General features: G+C 63.1%; 15 protein-coding genes. 6 read left to right on the plus strand and 9 right to left on the minus strand.

Going from position 1 to position 17596, the window contains the following annotated elements:
* The first annotated feature begins 126 nt into the window (after positions 1-126).
* A complete protein-coding gene (locus NKI18_RS12700) occupies positions 127-1503 on the plus strand; it encodes an MFS transporter (RefSeq protein ID WP_352618200.1) in 1377 nt (458 codons plus the stop codon).
* Between the two features lie 39 nt (positions 1504-1542).
* Here NKI18_RS12700 and purH read toward each other — a convergent pair whose 3' ends face one another.
* The 5 genes from purH to htpX form a co-directional block, all read right to left on the minus strand.
* Positions 1543-3159, minus strand: a complete 1617-nt coding sequence (gene purH, locus NKI18_RS12705; RefSeq protein ID WP_352618197.1) for a bifunctional phosphoribosylaminoimidazolecarboxamide formyltransferase/IMP cyclohydrolase — start codon at positions 3157-3159, stop codon at positions 1543-1545.
* Positions 3160-3243: 84 nt separating this feature from the next.
* A complete protein-coding gene (locus NKI18_RS12710; RefSeq protein ID WP_353019824.1) occupies positions 3244-4992 on the minus strand; it encodes a heparinase II/III family protein in 1749 nt (582 codons plus the stop codon).
* Positions 4993-5138: 146 nt separating this feature from the next.
* Positions 5139-6485, minus strand: coding sequence for an RsmB/NOP family class I SAM-dependent RNA methyltransferase (locus NKI18_RS12715; RefSeq protein WP_352618193.1), 1347 nt, complete (start codon positions 6483-6485; stop codon positions 5139-5141).
* Positions 6482-6808: a hypothetical protein gene (locus tag NKI18_RS12720; protein ID WP_352451231.1), complete on the minus strand. Its 327-nt coding sequence runs from the start codon at positions 6806-6808 to the stop codon at positions 6482-6484. The genes NKI18_RS12715 and NKI18_RS12720 overlap by 4 nt, the downstream gene beginning before the upstream one ends.
* On the minus strand, positions 6805-7821 hold the full coding sequence (gene htpX / locus NKI18_RS12725) for a zinc metalloprotease HtpX (protein ID WP_352618190.1): 1017 nt from the start codon (positions 7819-7821) through the stop codon (positions 6805-6807). The genes NKI18_RS12720 and htpX overlap by 4 nt, the downstream gene beginning before the upstream one ends.
* Before the next feature lie 116 nt (positions 7822-7937).
* Between htpX and NKI18_RS12730 the strand changes: the two genes are divergently transcribed.
* A complete protein-coding gene (locus tag NKI18_RS12730; protein WP_352451229.1) occupies positions 7938-8150 on the plus strand; it encodes a DUF1674 domain-containing protein in 213 nt (70 codons plus the stop codon).
* 17 nt (positions 8151-8167) lie between these two features.
* On the opposite strand, the gene NKI18_RS12735 is transcribed toward NKI18_RS12730, so the two are convergent.
* A complete protein-coding gene (locus tag NKI18_RS12735; protein WP_353019827.1) occupies positions 8168-8839 on the minus strand; it encodes an HAD-IA family hydrolase in 672 nt (223 codons plus the stop codon).
* A 177-nt stretch (positions 8840-9016) separates the two neighbouring features.
* Between NKI18_RS12735 and NKI18_RS12740 the strand changes: the two genes are divergently transcribed.
* The 3 genes from NKI18_RS12740 (at position 9017) to NKI18_RS12750 (ending at position 13220) form a co-directional block, all read left to right on the plus strand.
* Positions 9017-9886, plus strand: coding sequence for a transglutaminase-like domain-containing protein (locus NKI18_RS12740; protein WP_352618185.1), 870 nt, complete (start codon positions 9017-9019; stop codon positions 9884-9886).
* A gap of 316 nt (positions 9887-10202) precedes the next feature.
* Positions 10203-11564 (plus strand): pilus assembly protein TadG-related protein, encoded by a 1362-nt coding sequence (locus NKI18_RS12745; protein ID WP_352618183.1) that lies wholly within the window; start codon positions 10203-10205, stop codon positions 11562-11564.
* Between the two features lie 387 nt (positions 11565-11951).
* Positions 11952-13220 carry a class I SAM-dependent methyltransferase gene (locus NKI18_RS12750; protein WP_352569511.1) on the plus strand — a complete coding sequence of 423 codons (1269 nt, stop codon included), beginning with the start codon at positions 11952-11954 and terminating at the stop codon, positions 13218-13220.
* Here the strand turns inward: NKI18_RS12750 and NKI18_RS12755 are convergent, their stop codons facing one another.
* Positions 13221-13964 carry an MOSC domain-containing protein gene (locus NKI18_RS12755; protein ID WP_352618180.1) on the minus strand — a complete coding sequence of 248 codons (744 nt, stop codon included), beginning with the start codon at positions 13962-13964 and terminating at the stop codon, positions 13221-13223.
* The gene (acs, locus tag NKI18_RS12760; protein WP_352618177.1) at positions 13964-15919 is read right to left on the minus strand and encodes an acetate--CoA ligase; all 1956 of its coding nucleotides are present in this window, start codon (positions 15917-15919) and stop codon (positions 13964-13966) included. Before acs ends, NKI18_RS12755 begins: the two co-directional genes overlap by 1 nt.
* A 305-nt stretch (positions 15920-16224) precedes the next feature.
* Here acs and NKI18_RS12765 point away from each other — a divergent pair, with 305 nt between their 5' ends.
* Positions 16225-16497 carry an usg protein gene (locus NKI18_RS12765; RefSeq protein ID WP_023678111.1) on the plus strand — a complete coding sequence of 91 codons (273 nt, stop codon included), beginning with the start codon at positions 16225-16227 and terminating at the stop codon, positions 16495-16497.
* Positions 16498-16542: 45 nt separating this feature from the next.
* Here NKI18_RS12765 and NKI18_RS12770 read toward each other — a convergent pair whose 3' ends face one another.
* Positions 16543-17577, minus strand: coding sequence for an aldo/keto reductase (locus NKI18_RS12770; RefSeq protein ID WP_353019830.1), 1035 nt, complete (start codon positions 17575-17577; stop codon positions 16543-16545).
* Between the last annotated feature and the right edge of the window lie 19 nt (positions 17578-17596).

Raw genomic sequence — 17596 nt, forward strand, 5'->3', positions numbered from 1 at the left:
GCTTTGGGGGGCGCCGGAGCATGATCCCAAAAAGTGACGATCGGCTTTTGGACAAGATCGTGCTCAACAGAAGACGGAGCGTCATTCCGATTCGATCGGCATGGAGCAAGCTCCAGCGGAGGGGACATGGCTGAGATGGCAGTGCAGCGGGCATCGGGACGCGGCATCTGGGGATGGATGCTGTTCGACTGGGCGGCACAGCCGTTTTTCACGGTCGTTACCACCTTCATCTTCGGTCCTTATTTCGTCTCGCGCATGGCCAGCAATCCGGAGACCGGGCAAGCGGCCTGGGGCTACGGCATTGCCGCCGCCGGCCTCGTCATTGCCGTTTTGTCGCCGGTCCTCGGCTCGATCGCCGATCAGACCGGACCACGCAAACCGTGGATAGCCCTCTTCGCCGCGGTTAAAATCACCTGCCTCACCCTGCTGTGGTTCGCCGCGCCCGGCTCTAATCTTTTTCTGGTCGTGGCGTTATTCTCGCTGGCGTCGGTCGCGGCGGAATTCTCGACTGTGTTCAATGATTCGATGATGCCCCGCCTGGTGCCGAAGAGCGACATCGGCAGGATCTCGAACATGGCCTGGGGACTCGGCTATCTCGGCGGCATGATCGCACTGATCTTCGTCGTTACCGTCATGGCCGGCTCGCCTGAAACCGGCAAGACCGTCGTTGGGCTCGACCCGATCTTCGGCCTCGACCCCAGGCTCGGCGAGGACGCGCGCGCTACCGGGCCGTTGTCGGCGGCCTGGTATTTCCTGTTCATCCTGCCGATGTTCTTCTTCACGCCTGATGCGATCAAAGGCATTCCAATCGGGCCGGCGGTGCGCGAGGGACTATCGGAACTGAAGTCGACGCTGGCCGAAGTGCGCAAGCGCAGCGGTATTTTTCGCTTTCTCGTCGCCCGCATGATCTATCAGGATGGCGTCAACGCACTGCTGGCGCTGGGCGGAACGTTTGCGGCGGCAATGTTCCATTGGTCGATTACCGAGATCGGCCTGTTCGGCATCATCCTCAACGTCGTTGCCATCGTCGGCTGCCTGGTTGCCGCACGCCTCGACACAGCACTGGGTTCCAAGACCATAGTGATGATTTCGCTGGTCATGCTGAGCATTGCCACGATCGGCATCGTTTCGACCGGACCGGGCTATACGCTGTTCGGCGCCTGGGTGATGCCCGGACTGGATGGTGGCGGATTGTTTGGCACGGCGGCGGAAAAAGCCTACATTTTCTACGGCCTGCTGATCGGGTTTGCCTTCGGGCCGGTGCAGGCATCGTCGCGCTCCTACATGGCGCGCAGCGTCTCCGCTGCCGAATCGGGCCGCTATTTCGGCATCTATGCGCTGGCCGGCCGGGCAACCAGTTTTGCCGCACCCTTCATGGTGGCCACGATCACCCTGGCCAGCGGCTCGGCGCGGCTCGGCATGGCGGCGATCGTGCTGTTCCTTGGCGCCGGCATGGCGATCCTGATCGGCACGCCCTATCCGGCGGATCGGCCGGCGGAGTGAGCTGCTCTTGCCTTCTCCCACAGCGGGAGGGTAACGCGTTCAATGCCGGAAATGCCTCACTCCGGTGAAGACCATGGCAATGCCGTGAGCGTCGGCGGCGGCGATGACATCGTCGTCGCGCATCGAGCCGCCGGGCTGGATGACGGCTGTGGCGCCGGCTTCGATTGCCGACAAAAGCCCATCCGCGAACGGGAAAAAGGCATCCGAGGCGACGACCGAGCCCCTGGTCAAAGGCTCCGTCAGGCCGGCAGCCTCGGCCGCGTCGAGCGCCTTGCGCGCCGCGATGCGCGAGGAATCGACCCGGCTCATCTGGCCGGCGCCGATGCCGACTGTAGCGCCATCCCTGGCATAGACGATGGCGTTCGACTTGACGTGCTTTGCCACGCGAAAAGCGAATTTCAGATCGGCCAATTCGGCCGGCGTCGGAGCGCGCCTGGTCACCACTTTCAGCTCGAGGTCATCCACCACCGCGTTGTCGCGGCCCTGGACCAGCAAACCGCCAGCAACCGATTTCAAGCCAAGGCCCGCCGCGCGCGGGTCGGGCAGGCCGCCGGTGACCAGCAGGCGTAGGTTCTTCTTGGCGGCAATGATGCGGACTGCTTCTTCGGACGCCTCCGGTGCGATGATCACTTCGGTAAAGGTCTTGACGATCTCTTCGGCGGTTCCGGCATCGAGGATGCGGTTCATGGCGACGATGCCGCCGAAGGCCGAGACCGGGTCGCAGGCCAGCGCCTTGGCATAGGCCGCCTGCAGCGAAGCGTCCTCAGCGACGCCGCACGGGTTGGCGTGCTTGATGATGGCAATTGCTGCGGAGCGCGACGGGTCGAACTCGCCGACCAGCTCGAAGGCAGCGTCGGTGTCGTTGATGTTGTTGTAGGAAAGCTGCTTGCCCTGAAGCTGGCGCGCCGTGGCGACGCCCGGCCGCCTGTCGCCGTTGACATAGAAGCCGGCGCCCTGATGCGGGTTTTCGCCATAGCGCATCACCGACTGCAGCTTGCCGCCGAAGGCGCGCCATGTCGGATGCTCGATCTCAAGCACCTCGGCGAACCATCCCGAGATCGCCGCATCGTAGGTGGCGGTGCGGGCAAAGGCCTTGGCTGCCAGCTTCTTGCGGAAATCCAGCGACAACGACCCGAAATTCATCTCCAGCGCGTTGAGCACCGAGGCATAGTCATCGGGATCGGTGACGATGCCGACATAGGCGTGGTTCTTGGCCGAGGCACGGATCATCGCCGGGCCGCCGATGTCGATGTTCTCGACGATCGCCGCGTAGTCGGCGCCGGAGCGACGCACCTCTTCGAACGGATAGAGATTGGAAACAACGAGATCGATCGGCTCGATGCCGTGGTCGCGCATCGCTGCGGCGTGCTCGGGATCGTCGCGCACGCCAAGCAGTGCGCCATGCACCGACGGGTGCAGCGTCTTGACGCGGCCGTCCATGATCTCGGGAAAGCCGGTGAGCTCGGACACGTCGCGCACCGCCATGCCTGCCTCGGCAAGGGCCCTTGCGGTGCCGCCGGTCGAGACTAGCTCGACGCCGGCCGAAGCCAGCGCCCTGGCGAAATCAATCAGGCCGGTCTTATCAAAGACGGAAAGGAGCGCGCGACGGATGGGTACAAGGTCGGGCGCGGGAATGTTCTTGGCGGCGACGGCCATGGGCTGGCGGCCTTTCCAGTTCTGGTTGGAGAGCGTCCGCGGGCCGTAGCATATGAGGCCCGGAAATCAAGCCGCAAGACTTGATCAGTGTCTGCCGTTGCCACCGGCTTCAGCTTTTTCGGGACGGCCGGCGATGATGGTGCGCGTCAATTGCCAGTGGACCTCGGCAATTTCCGAGGCCTTGAACGCAAGCACGATCTGGCGGCTGCGGCGCGGGCCGCCAAGCCCTGCGAAATAGATCGATTCCTCGACCTCGGGCACCACTTCGGTAGAGGTAAACACCCAGGTGTCGGCATGGTCGGCGGCCAGCACCAGACGGTCATGCTCATCCTGGAGCAGGCTTATATCGGGATGGACATGGAAACGCACCGTGACGAAGTCACGGCCATTGTTGCGGATAGAAGCGCCGCCCGGGCGCAGGAAACGGTCCCTGCCGGCAAGCACATTGCCTTCGGTCGATAATTTCAGCTCGCGCTCATGCAGGAAGCCGAAGCGCGCCACATAGCCGTCATGGCGGGCGATGAAGCCCTGGCTGCCCTTCTGGTCGGTGCGCTTGCAAGGCACATGCTGCGGCCCGCCGATCAAAGGCGTGCCGAGCAGGTCGTTGACGCGCAAGGAGTGATTGAAGCGCGCCGACGACGTGTCGTTGATGGTGGCGGTCGAGTGGGCGGCGGTGGCGCGGGCAAGCGGCCGGAACTCGGCGGCGCCATAAGTGTCTATTCCGGCGTTGACGATATAGTGCTGGCGGCCCGACGACAATTCGAAGGCGAGGCATCCGGCGTGAGCGGCATTGGATACGTCGACGAGGGGCGGCGGGCCGGTATCGGCGATCACTGTGACACCGCCCATCGACAGGCGCTCATAACCCGAATGCGGCGCGTGCAGCAACGGTGCGCCGGCGGTGTCGTCGTGATGCAGGATGCTGGCGATACGGTCGTGAATGGTGGCGCCCATGCCGTTGAAGCGGGCAAGGCTGCCGTCCTGATGGCGAAAGAAGCGCAGTGCCGGCAGCATCCGGTCGATGGCGCCGATCAGGGCGGCCGGCGGCGTCTCGGCCTGATTGGCGTATGTCTGGCGCAACGGCAGAAGGTCGGCGAGGATTTCAAGCACGGTCATCGGATTACGCGAGATATGGCCGCCGTCAGGCAGGATCTGGCGGTCGAGCTCCTCGGCGAGATTGCGGGTAGCACCGCGTAGCGCCGAGGCCGGCGCCGGCAGCGACAAAGCGGCAAAGGCCAGCGCAATGCGGGCGCGCAGCCTGTCCTTGCCGTCCGGCATCTCGCGCACCATGGCGCGCAGATAGCGGATCTGGACGGCGAGCGATTTCAAGAACGCGCGGTAGAACGGAAATTCGGCGCCCTGCAACACGATCGAGGAATGCTGCAGCCAGGCAATGACACGCTTGGCCGTCGTGCCAGGCTCCCAGGCGACGCCGGAAATATGGCTGCCATGGATTGCAATCCAGTCGGAAACCAACGCCCGCGCGTTGGCGGCGGCGAGCTCGGTACCGGCGGCACGCATATGGCGCAGCCAGCGAAAGCCATGCAGCGTTTTTTGCCAGCCGGGATTGGGCACGTCGATCTGGAAGGGCGATTTGCCGCCGGTCTCGACCAGATGCCCCGAAAGCGGATAGCGGCCGTAATAGATCTCGAGCGCGATCTGAGGATCGGCGAGCCGCAGGTCCGGTGGGGCGATCAGGACGCGCTCCGGCGTGCGGCCTGAGTAGCGCCAGCGATAGAGTGGCCCGGCGCGCAAGCGCCGGCGCGTCTTGCGCCAGAACTCCCTCGCGACAAGCGTCCACAGACGCGTCGTGTTACCGGCAGCGATTGCCAAAACCCCTCCTGATCGTCCTCACCCAGGCACAAGTTTATATGATTCAAGAACTTGTGCGAAGGCGAATTCCGCGGCAGTGGGGCCGTTCAGCCTGTTTTCCATGCCTCCTCGCCCCAAGAAGCCGGACGGCGCTTCAAGATCGGCCCTTAGCCGGCTCTGCGCATGCGGGCGGCGAAGAAGCCGTCCAGCCCGGAGCGGCCCGGCGAGCCTAGCTCCAGATCGGCAGGCGTGGTGCGCAACGTGCCTTGCGGCGTCAGAAACGGGTCGATGCCGGCGATCTCACCCGGCCGAAGCGGGTCGTCGACAATCTCCGCATTGCCGGCGAGAAAGTCGCGATAGAGCTCTTCGCCTTCCAGCGGATCGAGCGAACAGTTGGAAAAGACGATGCGTCCACCAGGCTTGACCAGGGTGACGGCGCGGGCAAGCAGCCGGCGTTGCAGGTCGGCCAGTTTTTCGACGTCGGCCGCCGTCTTCGTCCAGGGGACGTCGGGATGCCGCCGCACCGTGCCGGTCGAAGAGCATGGTGGGTCGAGGAGGACGGCGTCGAAGAGGTCTTTCGGCTCGTATTTGAGCAGATCGGCCTGGACGATCTCGGCGGCCAGACCGAGCCGTTCGAGGTTCTGCGTCAGCCGTGCCAGCCGCGTTTTGGACATGTCGAGCGCGGTGACGTGGGCGCCGGCGAGGATCAGCTGGGCGGTCTTGCCGCCCGGCGCGGCACAGAGGTCGGCGATTCGCAAACCATTGATGTCGCCGAACAGCCGGGCCGGCAGGCTGGCCGCTGCATCCTGAACCCACCAGGCGCCTTCCCCAAAGCCGGGCAGTTCGGTCACGGAAGCGCTGAGCTTTTCCACCCGCACCGTGCCGGTCGGCAAGACAAAGCCGCCGAGCCGTTCGGCCCACAGCGCCGGGTCCGACTTGACCGAGAAATCGACCGGTGCCTCATGGCGATGGGCGAGCAGTATCTGCCTGGCCTTGTCGAGGCCGTAGACCGTTTTCAAACGGTCGGAAAACCATTTTGGCGCCTCGTCGGTAGCGGCAAGTGCTGCGGCGAGCTCGTCCTGCTTGGCCCGCGCCAGCGTGCGCAGCACGCCGTTGACGAGGCCGGAAAAGCGCGCCGTGCGCGGATCGGACTTGGCGTGTGTCACGGCGAGGTCGACGGCGGCGCTGTCGGGAACATCGAGGAACAGGATCTGCGCTGCCGCCACATGCAAAATGTGCGAAAGCGCCGTGGCGTTGGGCGGCAGCGGCTTTTCCAGGCGGCGAGCCAAAAGGCCTGATATAGTCATGCGGTAGCGCAGGGCGGTGACCAGAATGGCGCGCACCAAGGCGCGGTCGCGCAGGTCGAGCGCCTTGTACTGCGGATGGCCGTTCTCTTGGTCGGTCAGCCCGTCGAGCGGCGTCCTCGCGTCAATGACGGCGGCAAGCAGGCGCGCGGCTGCCTTGCGCGCGGCGAGACCGCGAGCTTCTGAAGCCTCACTGTGAGTTGGCCTCATTGTGTCGGCGATCGGTTGACTAGTTTAAATATAGCGCTGACAAAATCTTCTTTGCTTCCTAGGGGGGAGATCACCTGAATGTAGTCTTTTTCAACCGTGCCGACATAGTCCGCGACTTGCTTTGGAGATGCACCATCCCCGACAAGTCGGACGATGTGGCGGAGATAGGTGTCATATTCATCTTCAGGAAGTGGGCGAAAGCCCAGATCACTTGATGTTGCTATGCTCGCCATCGGTATGCCGATAGGGTTCCAGTGCCTTGCACAAAGATCGCGCATTTCCGCCAGCGAGATCCCGCCTTTTTTGTCTGTCGCGCTCGTCACGACCACGGACCTTTGGGTCCGGTCGGATTGCGTCCCCAGGGATTGGGTCTCGGCTTGGCCGGCTCAGGCGGCCTCTCGGGCCGCGCGGCCCTGTCCCACGGACCAGACGGCTGCTGCCCGGTCCCTTCCGGCGCCGGCCTTGGCGTCGCGGCCGCTTCGGGTGCGCCGGCCATTTCGCTCGCCATCCTCTGCAACGCGGCGATGCGGTTTTCTGTGCTCGGGTGAGTGGAAAACAAACTGTCCATGCGCTCGCCGGAAAGAGGATTGATGATGAAGAGATGGGCGGTTGCCGGATTGCGCTCGGCATCCGGGTTGCGGATGCGTTCGGCGCCCCGCGCGATCTTGTCAAGTGCCGAGGCGAGCCACAGCGGGTGTCCACAGATTTCGGCACCGCGCCGGTCGGCCTCATATTCGCGGGTGCGGCTCACCGCCATCTGCACGATCATGGCGGCCAGGGGCGCCACGATCATCGCCACCAGCACGCCGACGATGCCAAAGGAATTGTTATTGTCGCGGTTGCCGCCGAAAAAGAAGGCGAAATTGCCGAGCATCGAAATTGCGCCGGCAAAGGTGGCGACGATCGTCATGGTCAGCGTATCGCGGTGCTGCACATGGGCGAGCTCGTGTGCCATCACCGCCGCGACTTCTTCATGCGATAGCCGCTCGAGCAGGCCGGTGCTGGCGGCGACAGCGGCATTTTGCGGATTGCGGCCGGTGGCGAAGGCATTGGGCTGCGGATTGTCGATGAGATAGGTTCTCGGCATCGGCAGGCCGGCACGTTGCGCGAGACCCTTCACGATGGCGTAATATTCAGGCGCGTTGCGTTCGTCGACTTCGATCGCACGGTGCATCGACAGCACCATCTTGTCGGCGTTCCAATAGCTGAACAAATTGGTGCCGGCGGCGATCAGCAAGGCGATCATCATGCCGCCGGATCCGCCGATGAGATAGCCGACACCCATGAACAGGGCCGTCATTGCGGCCAAAAGCATGGCGGTGCGAAGGGTGTTCATCGTCTGCTCCGTTCTGGCCCAACAAAGGGGTCGATCCTTGTGGGCCCATCGCTATATGATGGGAAACAGCGGTTCCCGTTTCAATCGGGGCCTGTTTCAATCTAGCGGAAGATCGCATGATCGACAAAACCAGCCAAACGCATGCTAACGGCTCGCCGCAAAAGCCGCTGACCCCGGCAGCCAGGCGCGCCTTGGTCGAGGCCGAGGCCCGGCGGGAGAAATATCGCGAGCAGGAAGCCACGCTGCCGAGGGAGATCGGCGGGCGCGGCGGCAAGGAGCCTGGCCGCTATGGCGACTGGGAGGTCAAGGGCCTGACCAGCGACTTTTAGCGCAAGCAGGGTGCTAGTTAAGCAGGCTGTGCGGTCCGTTCCGCTTCGATGGCAATCCAGCCGTTGTCATCGACGGCGATGCCGATCGCGCCATAGCCGGTGATGGCGGCATGCGGCGTCTCCAACGGATGCCGGTGCGTGGCGCTGATCACCACGATTGCAGCGCCCGCGGCTTCGGCCGCCGCTATGCCGGCCGGCGCGTCCTCGAAGACGAGGCAGTCGCCCACATCGACGCCGAGCCGTTCGGCCGCCAGCCGGAAGCAGTCGGGCGCCGGCTTGCCGCGGGCCACGTCCTCCGCCGCAACGATCACGGCGGGAGCCGGAATGCCGGCGGCCTGCAGGCGCAGCAGGGCGAGCTCGCGCGGTGCCGAAGTGGCGATCGCCCAGCTTCCGGGCGGCAGCGACACCAGGAAGGCCGCGGCGCCGGCAATCGGGCGAATGCCCTCGACATCGGCCGCCTCGGCCTGCAAAAGCGAATCGGCTTCGCGGGCAGGATCGACGCCTGGGAGCGCCAGCCGGCCGATGGTCTCGATCGCCCGCACGCCGTGGATGGTCGGCAGGAATGCGGCGACGTCAAGACCTTGCCGATGCGCCCACGCTGCCCAGACCCTTTCCGCCGCGGCGATCGAATTGAGAATCGTGCCGTCCATATCGAACAGGAAGGCCGCGAATTTTCTGCCTGCAAACATTGGTTTCCCGGGGTCATCTTGGAGGGATTATTTCGAAAGACGCGTGTCAATCGAGCGTAACGTTGCCGCGTCCGTATGGGAAGCCGCGAGGCGTCGTTTTTGACGACCACAAGGAACCGCCACGCACTGTCCCGCGTTGATCGGCACTATCTTCCATGACGATCGTAGGGGAGGGCGATGCTGATTCGGCTCGGCTATGAAATTGCCATTGAATGCGTTGCAGCAACGCCGGTCGTTTCATTGCTCGATATCCACAGGGATCGCCAGGCCGACATCAAGCGGCAGACGCGCGTGCTGACCTCGCCGTCGGTCCCGACCAGGGTCTACCACGACCTTTTCGGCAATAGCTGCCGCCGCTTCACGGCGCCGGCCGGAAGCTTTCGCATCCTCTATGACGCGGTGGTCGAGGACAGCGGCGAGACGGACGAAGTCAACACGCTGGCCGGGGAAGTCCCGGTTGCCGAATTGCCGGACGAGGTGCTCGGCTATCTGCTCGGTAGCCGTTACTGCGAGACCGACCATCTCGGCGACCTGGCCTGGCAACTTTTCGGCCAGCTTCCGCCGGGCTGGGCGCGGGTGCAGGCCATCGTCGACTATGTCCACAACCGCCTGTCCTTCGGCTACGGCTATGCGCGCTCGACCCGCACGGCGGCGCAGGCGCATGAGGAACGCGTCGGCGTCTGCCGCGACTTTGCCCATCTGGCGATCACGCTCTGCCGCTGCATGAACATCCCGGCCCGCTACGTGAACGGCTATCTCGGCGATATCGGCGTGCCCGCCGATCCGGCGCCGATGGATTTCTCGGCCTGGTTGGAAGTGTTCCTCGACGGCAGGTGGTACACTTTCGATCCTCGCCACAATGTGCCGAGGATCGGCCGCGTCGTCATCGCCCGCGGCCGCGACGCCACCGACGTGCCGCTGCTGCACAGTTTTGGCCCGCATCGGCTCACCCTGTTCAAGGTCTGGACGCACGAGCAGGAAGGTAATCTGTTCAAGCCGCCTTATCGTGGCGTCGACAAGACGGTCAGCGCACGGATGCTGGCCTAGTCTTTCGGGACACATTCACAGTCCGTGTTTCCATTTCCCGCCACCGCGATCGTGCTGAACCGGGTCTGTACCGGATTGGGACGCAGTCCAGTCGTCCTGAATTGCGAGCCTGTTCGTGGTAAGCGCTTTGTCATCAAAGCCGTGCCGGCGCAGCTTTCGTTTACCCGCTGTTTACCCTGCCGCCGCTCGAAACCGTTTGGAAACAATGACCTGATCGCGGGCCGGTCGCTTTCCCGGGCCTTGCGGCGCGATCCGGCCGGATTCCTGCAATGCGCGTTCGGACAGCTGCAGGCTGTAGCGAATGGAGGCGGGAGGAATGCGGCGTTTCGGGGGTCTTGGTCAGACGATCGGCGGCTTTGCCGGGGATCGCAGCGGAAATTTCGCGGTCCTGTTTGGGATAATCGGCTCAGTGCTGGCACTGAGTGTCGGCTTTGCGGTCAACGTGTCCCAACTCTACAATGTAAAATCGAGCCTGCAAGGCGTGGTCGATGCAGCGGTCACCTCGATGGCCCGCGACCTGACAACCGGCGTCATCAGCGAGGCCGACGCCAGCAAATCGGTGCAGGCCTTTCTCGATGCCAACAGCACGGCGGGTATCCTCCAGGACAACCAGATCGTCCTCGACAATCTGGTTGTCGACAGGACAGCCAAGACTGTCCAGGCGGACGTCCATGTCAACGTCAACTACTATTTCCCGCTTTTCAGCACGGTTGGCATGCAACGCGTCCCCGCATCGACGATGGCGCTCTATTCGGACAAGCAGATCGAAGTCGCCATGATGCTGGACGTGACCGGTTCGATGGCCGGCCAGAAAATCATCGATCTACGGGCGGCCGCGGCGAATGCCGTCGACAGTTTCCTGGGCGGCCAGGACCCTGCCAACCCGCGAGTGCGCGTCTCCATCGTGCCCTACGCGAATTCGGTGAATGCCGGCGCGCTTGCCGTCAGCAGCGTCTATGTGGAAACCACCGCCAGTCAACGCAAACAGGCGCCGGCCAATGACGCCGTGCAGTATGTCTCGGGCTTTATCCGTCCCGATAATTGCGCCACCGAGCGCAAGGGGATCTATCAATATTCGGACGCAGGCCCCGACGCCAGCATGGTCAACCGCGACTACCTGCTGTCGTCCTTCGCCTGGCAAACCGGCACCGCCGCCTGCCCGAGCGCCGCGCTGATGCCGCTGACAGCGGATGCGACGGCGCTCAAGACGGTCATCAAGAATTTCGTCGCCTCCGGCGGCACCGCCGGCCATATCGGCGTGCAGTGGACCTGGTACATGCTCTCGGAGAACTGGGGGGGCATCATGAGGACTTCGCAGCGGCCGGCCAAGATGGATCCAAAGAAGGTCGCCAAGATCGCGATCCTGATGACCGACGGCGAATTCAACCTGTCCTACTTCGATGCGAGCACGGTGAGCGACGTCTACAATGACGCCGGCAAGGAGCCGACCCGCACGGCCGCCAAGAAACTTTGCGCTGCCATGCGCGACAAGGGCATCGAGGTCTTCACCATTGGGTTTGACCTAAACGAAACGAATGCCAAGGCGACGCTCCAGGATTGCGCGAGCCCGGACACCGCCAAGATCAAGCACTTTTATCAGGCGGCCAATGGAACGGAACTCAACCAGGCTTTCCAGGATATAGCGCGCAACGTCGAGATGTTAACCGTAACCAAATAGGGGACAACAGCCCAAAAAAGAAAAGGCCGCCGTTTCTCGCGAAGCCGGCGGCCTTCCGTGTTTCCGTCCATGGCGCGGCTCCTGGCGGCGACCCTGGTCGCCAGCCGCGCATCTCGCGCCTTAGCGGGAAGACTGCTTCCCGAAAGTGCGATCCGCTGAGGCCACGTTCTGGAAAACGAAATCACTCGACATCGGATCACCTCCTTTCGATTTGTTGAACACTCCCTCATGATGGGGTGTCATCCGGCAAATGGCAAGGCGCGGCACCCGAAAATCCTGAACAAGCCTGCTTGTGCACTCGGGCGGCTTGCGGCCGGCCGATCGGGCAGGCAAGATCGAGCCGCTATTGTTCCGGGCCACTATTTTGCCGGGTAAGGGAGGACGGGGATGGAGGCAGCCGAGAGAGCGGCCCGGATTGTTCGGACGGTCATCGAGACGCTGAAGCCGGGTTTTGCGGTGAGGCTGTGGACAGGCGAGCGGATCGGCCCGGCTGCCGGCCCGGTGCTCACCATCAACGACCAGGACATCGTCTGGCAGATCGTACGTCGGCCCTCTTTATCGACGCTGATCGAGATGTGGATTGCCAAGGCGGTCGACGTCGAAGACGGATCGCTGTTCGATTTCTACGCCTTGCCCACGCACGGCAAGCTCAGGACGAAGCTCAAGACATTGCCGAAGCTGGCGATCCTGCGCGACCTGCCGGCGGTGCTGTTTTCGCGAAAACAGATGACGACGCGAACCGATCTTTCCGGCCGCAATCCTTTCGTCAGCGGTTCGAGCAAGGAGGCGATCCAGCATCATTACGACATTTCCAACGCATTCTACCGGCTCTTCCTCGACGAGCGCATGGTCTATAGCTGCGGCTACTTCAAGGATTTCGCCAACGATATCGATCAGGCCCAGAGAGACAAGCTCGACCATATCTGCCGCAAGCTTCGGCTGAAGCCCGGCGATAGATTGCTCGACATCGGCTGCGGCTGGGGAGCGATGCTCATCCATGCGGTGAAGAATTATGGCGTCGTCGGCCACGGCGTCTCGCTATCGGAAGCACAGACCGAGCTCGCCCGTGAACGCATCCGCGCCGAGGGGCTGGAGGACCGCATCACCATCGAGATAAAGTCCTATGCCGAGCTGTCCGGCTCCTTCGACAAGATCTCGTCGATCGGCATGTTCGAGCATCTGGGGCTTGCCAACCATGCGGCCTATTTCTCGAGGATCCATCGCCTGCTCAAGCCGGGCGGCATCTATCTGCACCACGCCATCACCCGGCGCGACAAGGGCAGCTTGAAGAAGACGCTGCGCAAGGGGCCGGAATTCAAGGCGCTGATCAAATACATTTTTCCGGGCGGCGAACTCGATACGATCGGCATGACGCTCGGCAATCTCGAGGCGCACGGCTTCCTCGTCTACGACGTCGAAAATTTGCGCGAGCACTATGCGCGCACCTGCAGGCTATGGGCCGAGCGCCTCCACGCACGCTTCGACGAAGCTATCGCCGAGGTCGGCGAAGCCAAGGCGCGGCTCTGGCTGCTTTATCTCACCGGCTGCTCGATTACCTTCGAACGCGCCTCGGCGCAGGTTTTCCAGACCGTCGCCACAAGGCGCGCGCGTGGGCCGAGCGGTCTGCCGCCGACGCGGGCGGATTTGTACCGATAGCTACAGGAGGCGCATCGTGGCGCCGATCTCGACGCGGGCCGGTCGATCGACGGTGCAGTAGACGCCGAGGTTATGGGCGTTGTGGCGGACCAGGCTGCGCAGGATTGCCGGGTCGTGGTCGAACCCGTCCTGGCCAATGATGGTGAAGCCGCAGCGGCGGCACGGCTCGGAGATGGTCAGGAGCAGGTCGCCGATTGCCAGCTTGCGCCCGATCCATTCCGTCTCGGGGAACGATCCCTCGACCTCCGGCATATCGACGACGATGTTGGGGCGGAAGCGGCGCGCGTCGGCGGTGCCCTCTGGATGCAGCACTTTCAAACGCGCCAGTGAGGCGCTGGTCAGCAGATGAATAGGGGCTTTGACGTAGCGTTCCGTCAGCAGAGGGCCGGCGTAATCCGGAGCCGCATTTTCCCGACGGAACGGCCGGATGGAAGCCGCAAAGCCGAGATAGGCGCAAATGGCGCGATCACTTTGCGCGCCAGGTGCCGAAAGCCAGCGTCCGTCGGGGATGGCGACCTCCAGCCTGCCGGCCTGCGACAGCCGGGTGCGGATGCGGGGCACCTTGTGCCATTTCGCTTCGCGGTCGGGCCGTGCGATTTCATCGGTCGAGGTATCGACAAGACCAAACAGGCGGTCGCCTTCGACGGTATGCCAGTCGACGGAGATCGCCTGCTGAAACTCGCCGGCGAGCGAGCTCGCGGGATAGCGCCAAAGCTCGGTGACGGCGCCCAATGCGGGTTGCATCAGCCCTTCTTGTTTTGCCGGTTAGCGATAAGGTCGTCGACGACCGCCGGATCGGCCAGCGTCGAGGTATCGCCGAGCGCGGCAAAATCATCCTCGGCGATCTTGCGCAGGATGCGTCGCATGATCTTGCCGGAACGCGTCTTCGGCAGGCCGGGCGCGAACTGGATCTTGTCGGGCGAAGCGATGGCGCCGATCTCCTTGCGGACATGGGCGACGAGTTCCTGGCGCAATTCCTCGCTTGGCGTTTCGCCGGCCATCAGCGTGACATAGCAATAGATGCCCTGGCCCTTGATATCGTGCGGGTAGCCGACGACGGCGGCCTCCGAGACCTTCTCATGCGAAACCAGCGCCGATTCGACCTCGGCGGTGCCCATGCGGTGGCCGGAGACGTTGATGACGTCGTCGACGCGGCCGGTGATCCAGTAGTAGCCGTCAGCATCGCGGCGGCAGCCGTCGCCGGTGAAGTATCTGCCCTTGTAGGTCGAGAAATAGGTCTGCACGAAGCGGTCGTGATCGCCATAGACGGTGCGCGTCTGGCCCGGCCATGAGTCGGCAATACAAAGATTGCCGCTGGCTTCGCCTTCGAGCACCTTGCCGTCGGTATCGACCAGCTGCGGCTTGACGCCAAAGAAGGGCCGCGTCGCCGAACCCGCCTTGAGGTGGGTGGCGCCCGGAACCGGCGTGATCATGATGCCGCCGGTCTCGGTCTGCCACCAGGTATCGACGATCGGCACCTTGCCGTTGCCTACGACGTTGAAATACCACTCCCAGGCTTCCGGATTGATCGGCTCGCCGACGGTGCCGAGCACGCGCAGCGACTTGCGCGACGTTTTGGTGACATGGGCATCGCCGGCGCCCATCAGCGCGCGCAACGCCGTCGGCGCCGTGTAGAAGATGTTGACCTTGTGCTTGTCGATCACGTCCCAGAAACGCGACTGCGACGGGTAGTTCGGCACGCCTTCGAACATCAGCGTGGTGGCGCCGTTGGCGAGCGGCCCGTAGACGATATAGCTGTGGCCGGTGACCCAGCCGACATCGGCGGTGCACCAGTAGATATCGCCGTCATGATAGTCGAAGACATATTGGTGGGTCATCGAGACATAGACGAGATAGCCGGCGGTGGTGTGCAGCACGCCCTTTGGCTTGCCGGTCGAGCCGGATGTGTAGAGGATGAACAGCGGGTCCTCGGCATTCATCTTCTCGGGCTTGCATTCGGCCTTAACCGTGGCGACCTCGTCATGGTACCAGACGTCGCGCCCGGCGGCCCAGCCGGTCTTGCCGCCGGTGCGGCGCACGACCAAGACCTTTTCGACTTTCGTTCCGGCCTTGGCGGCGATCTCGATCGCCTTGTCGGTGTTCTCCTTCAGCGGGATAGGCTTGCCGCCCCGCAGGCCTTCGTCGGCGGTGATGACGAAGGTCGACTTGCAGTCATCGATGCGTCCGGCCAGCGCATCCGGCGAAAAGCCGCCGAAGACGACCGAATGAATGGCGCCGATGCGCGTGCAGGCGAGCATCGCATAAGCGGCCTCCGGGATCATCGGCATGTAGATGGTTACGCGGTCGCCCTTCTTGATGCCGTGCTTTTTCATCACATTGGCGAGGCGGCAGACATGCGCGTAAAGCTCGTTATAGGTGATCTTCCTGTCGTCGTAGGGATTGTCGCCTTCCCAGATGATGGCGGTCTGTTCGCCGCGCTTCTTCAGATGCCGGTCGATGCAGTTCCAGGAAACGTTGGTCTGGCCATCCTCGAACCATTTGATTGAGACCTGGCCGTCGAAGGACGTGTTCTTGACCTTGCTGTAGGGCTTGAACCAGTCGATGCGCTTGCCGTGCTTGCCCCAGAACTTGTCCGGGTTCTTGACACTGTCGGCGTACCATTTCAGGTAGGTGTCGTTGTCAATCAGCGCGTTCTTCTTCCACGCCGGCTGGACGCGATGGACATGAACATCGGACATTTCTTCGCCTTCCTCCCCAAAACCAAACCGCCGGCTTGACTGCCGGCAGGATCGCGGCGATGCGGCCGCGAATTCGCGCGCATTATTAACAGTTCGGCCGCGACGGCAACATTAGACGTTGGATTCGCGCGGCGGGATGCCGCAGGTGCTTTGCCGGGTCGTGTCAGCACTCTCGTGAGTCGGCTGCTAAGCGCATGTTTTTGCGGGAGGAATCTGGTTCGATCGCAGAAATATCAATAGACGATTAAGCAAATGGGGTGCACAATTTCAGGCTGGGAGGAAGGAGAATCAACCAGGGGACCGCAATGCGCGACCATTCCGAAATGGACCTGATGCTCAAGGGCTATGGCTTGACCACGGCCAAGATTCTTTATCACTTTCCAGATCATCCGCATCTGCTGCAGAGCTTCATCTGGCAGGATTACGACATCGCCCCGAAATTCCCGGTGCTGATCCGCTTCATCGAGTTCTGGAAGGCCAAGCTCGAAGGCCCGCTGCATTCGGTCAGCTACACGCACCAGAAGTTGATCGCGCCTAACGAATGGCGCAAGGTCGACGGCGAGTTCGTTCTGCATTAGCCGGGCGGGCGGCAGCCTGGGAGCCGCCGCCCAGCTTTTGGAGCGTCAGACTGCGGGCGGGTTCAGCCGGGCAAAACCCTCCTGCCGGCGATAGGGAAAATACGGATAGGGTGCGGTGACCTCACTTGCCGTGTCGAGCTTCTTCATCTGCTCGGCTGTCAACGACCAGCCGACGGCGCCGAGATTCTGGCGCAACTGCTCCTCGTTGCGCGCGCCGACGATGACGGAGGCGACGGTCGGCCGCTGCAGCAGCCAATTGATGGCGATCTGCGGTATGGTCTTGCCGGTTTCCTCGGCGACAACATCAAGCGCGTCGACGACCCGATAGAGATGCTCATCCTCGACGGGCGGTCCGAAGCTTGCCGTGTCGTGCAGCCGGCTTTTCTCAGGCAGCTTCTGGCCACGGCGGATCTTGCCGGTCAGGCGGGCCCAGCCGAGCGGGCTCCACACCAGCGCACCGACACCCTGGTCGAGGCCGAGCGGCATCAACTCCCATTCATAGTCGCGTCCGACCAGCGAATAATAGACCTGATGGGCGACGTATCGGGGATAGCCGTATCTGCCCGCCAGGCCGAGCGATTTCATCACTTGCCAGCCGGAAAAATTGGAGACGCCGACATAACGCAGTTTGCCGGCGCGCACGAGACTGTCCAGTGTCGACAGCACCTCCTCGATCGGTGTTGCTGCGTCGAAGGCGTGCAGTTGCAGCAGGTCGATGTAGTCGGTGCCAAGGCGCCCCAGCGCGTCTTCGACAGCCTTGATCAGGCGTGAACGTGACGATCCGGCATCGTTGGGACCGTCGCCCATCGGCAGCGAGGTCTTGGTCGAGATCAGCACGGCATCGCGGCGGCCCTTGATGGCAGCGCCGAGCACTTGTTCGGAAGCGCCATTCGAATAGACGTCGGCGGTGTCGAACAGGTAGACGCCGGCCTCAAGGCAGATGTCGACCAGCCGCCGTGCTTCCGTCGCATCGCTGTTTCCCCAGGCGCCGAACAGCGGGCCTGAACCGCCGAAGGTTCCAGCGCCGAACGAAAGCACCGGGACCTTCAGGCCTGATGCGCCAAGATTTCGATAATCCATGGGTTTGCTCCTTGTGGAA

Origin of the sequence: Mesorhizobium sp. M0800, assembly GCF_040320095.1 — a bacterium.
In the GTDB taxonomy this organism is placed as follows: Bacteria; Pseudomonadota; Alphaproteobacteria; order Rhizobiales; family Rhizobiaceae; genus Mesorhizobium.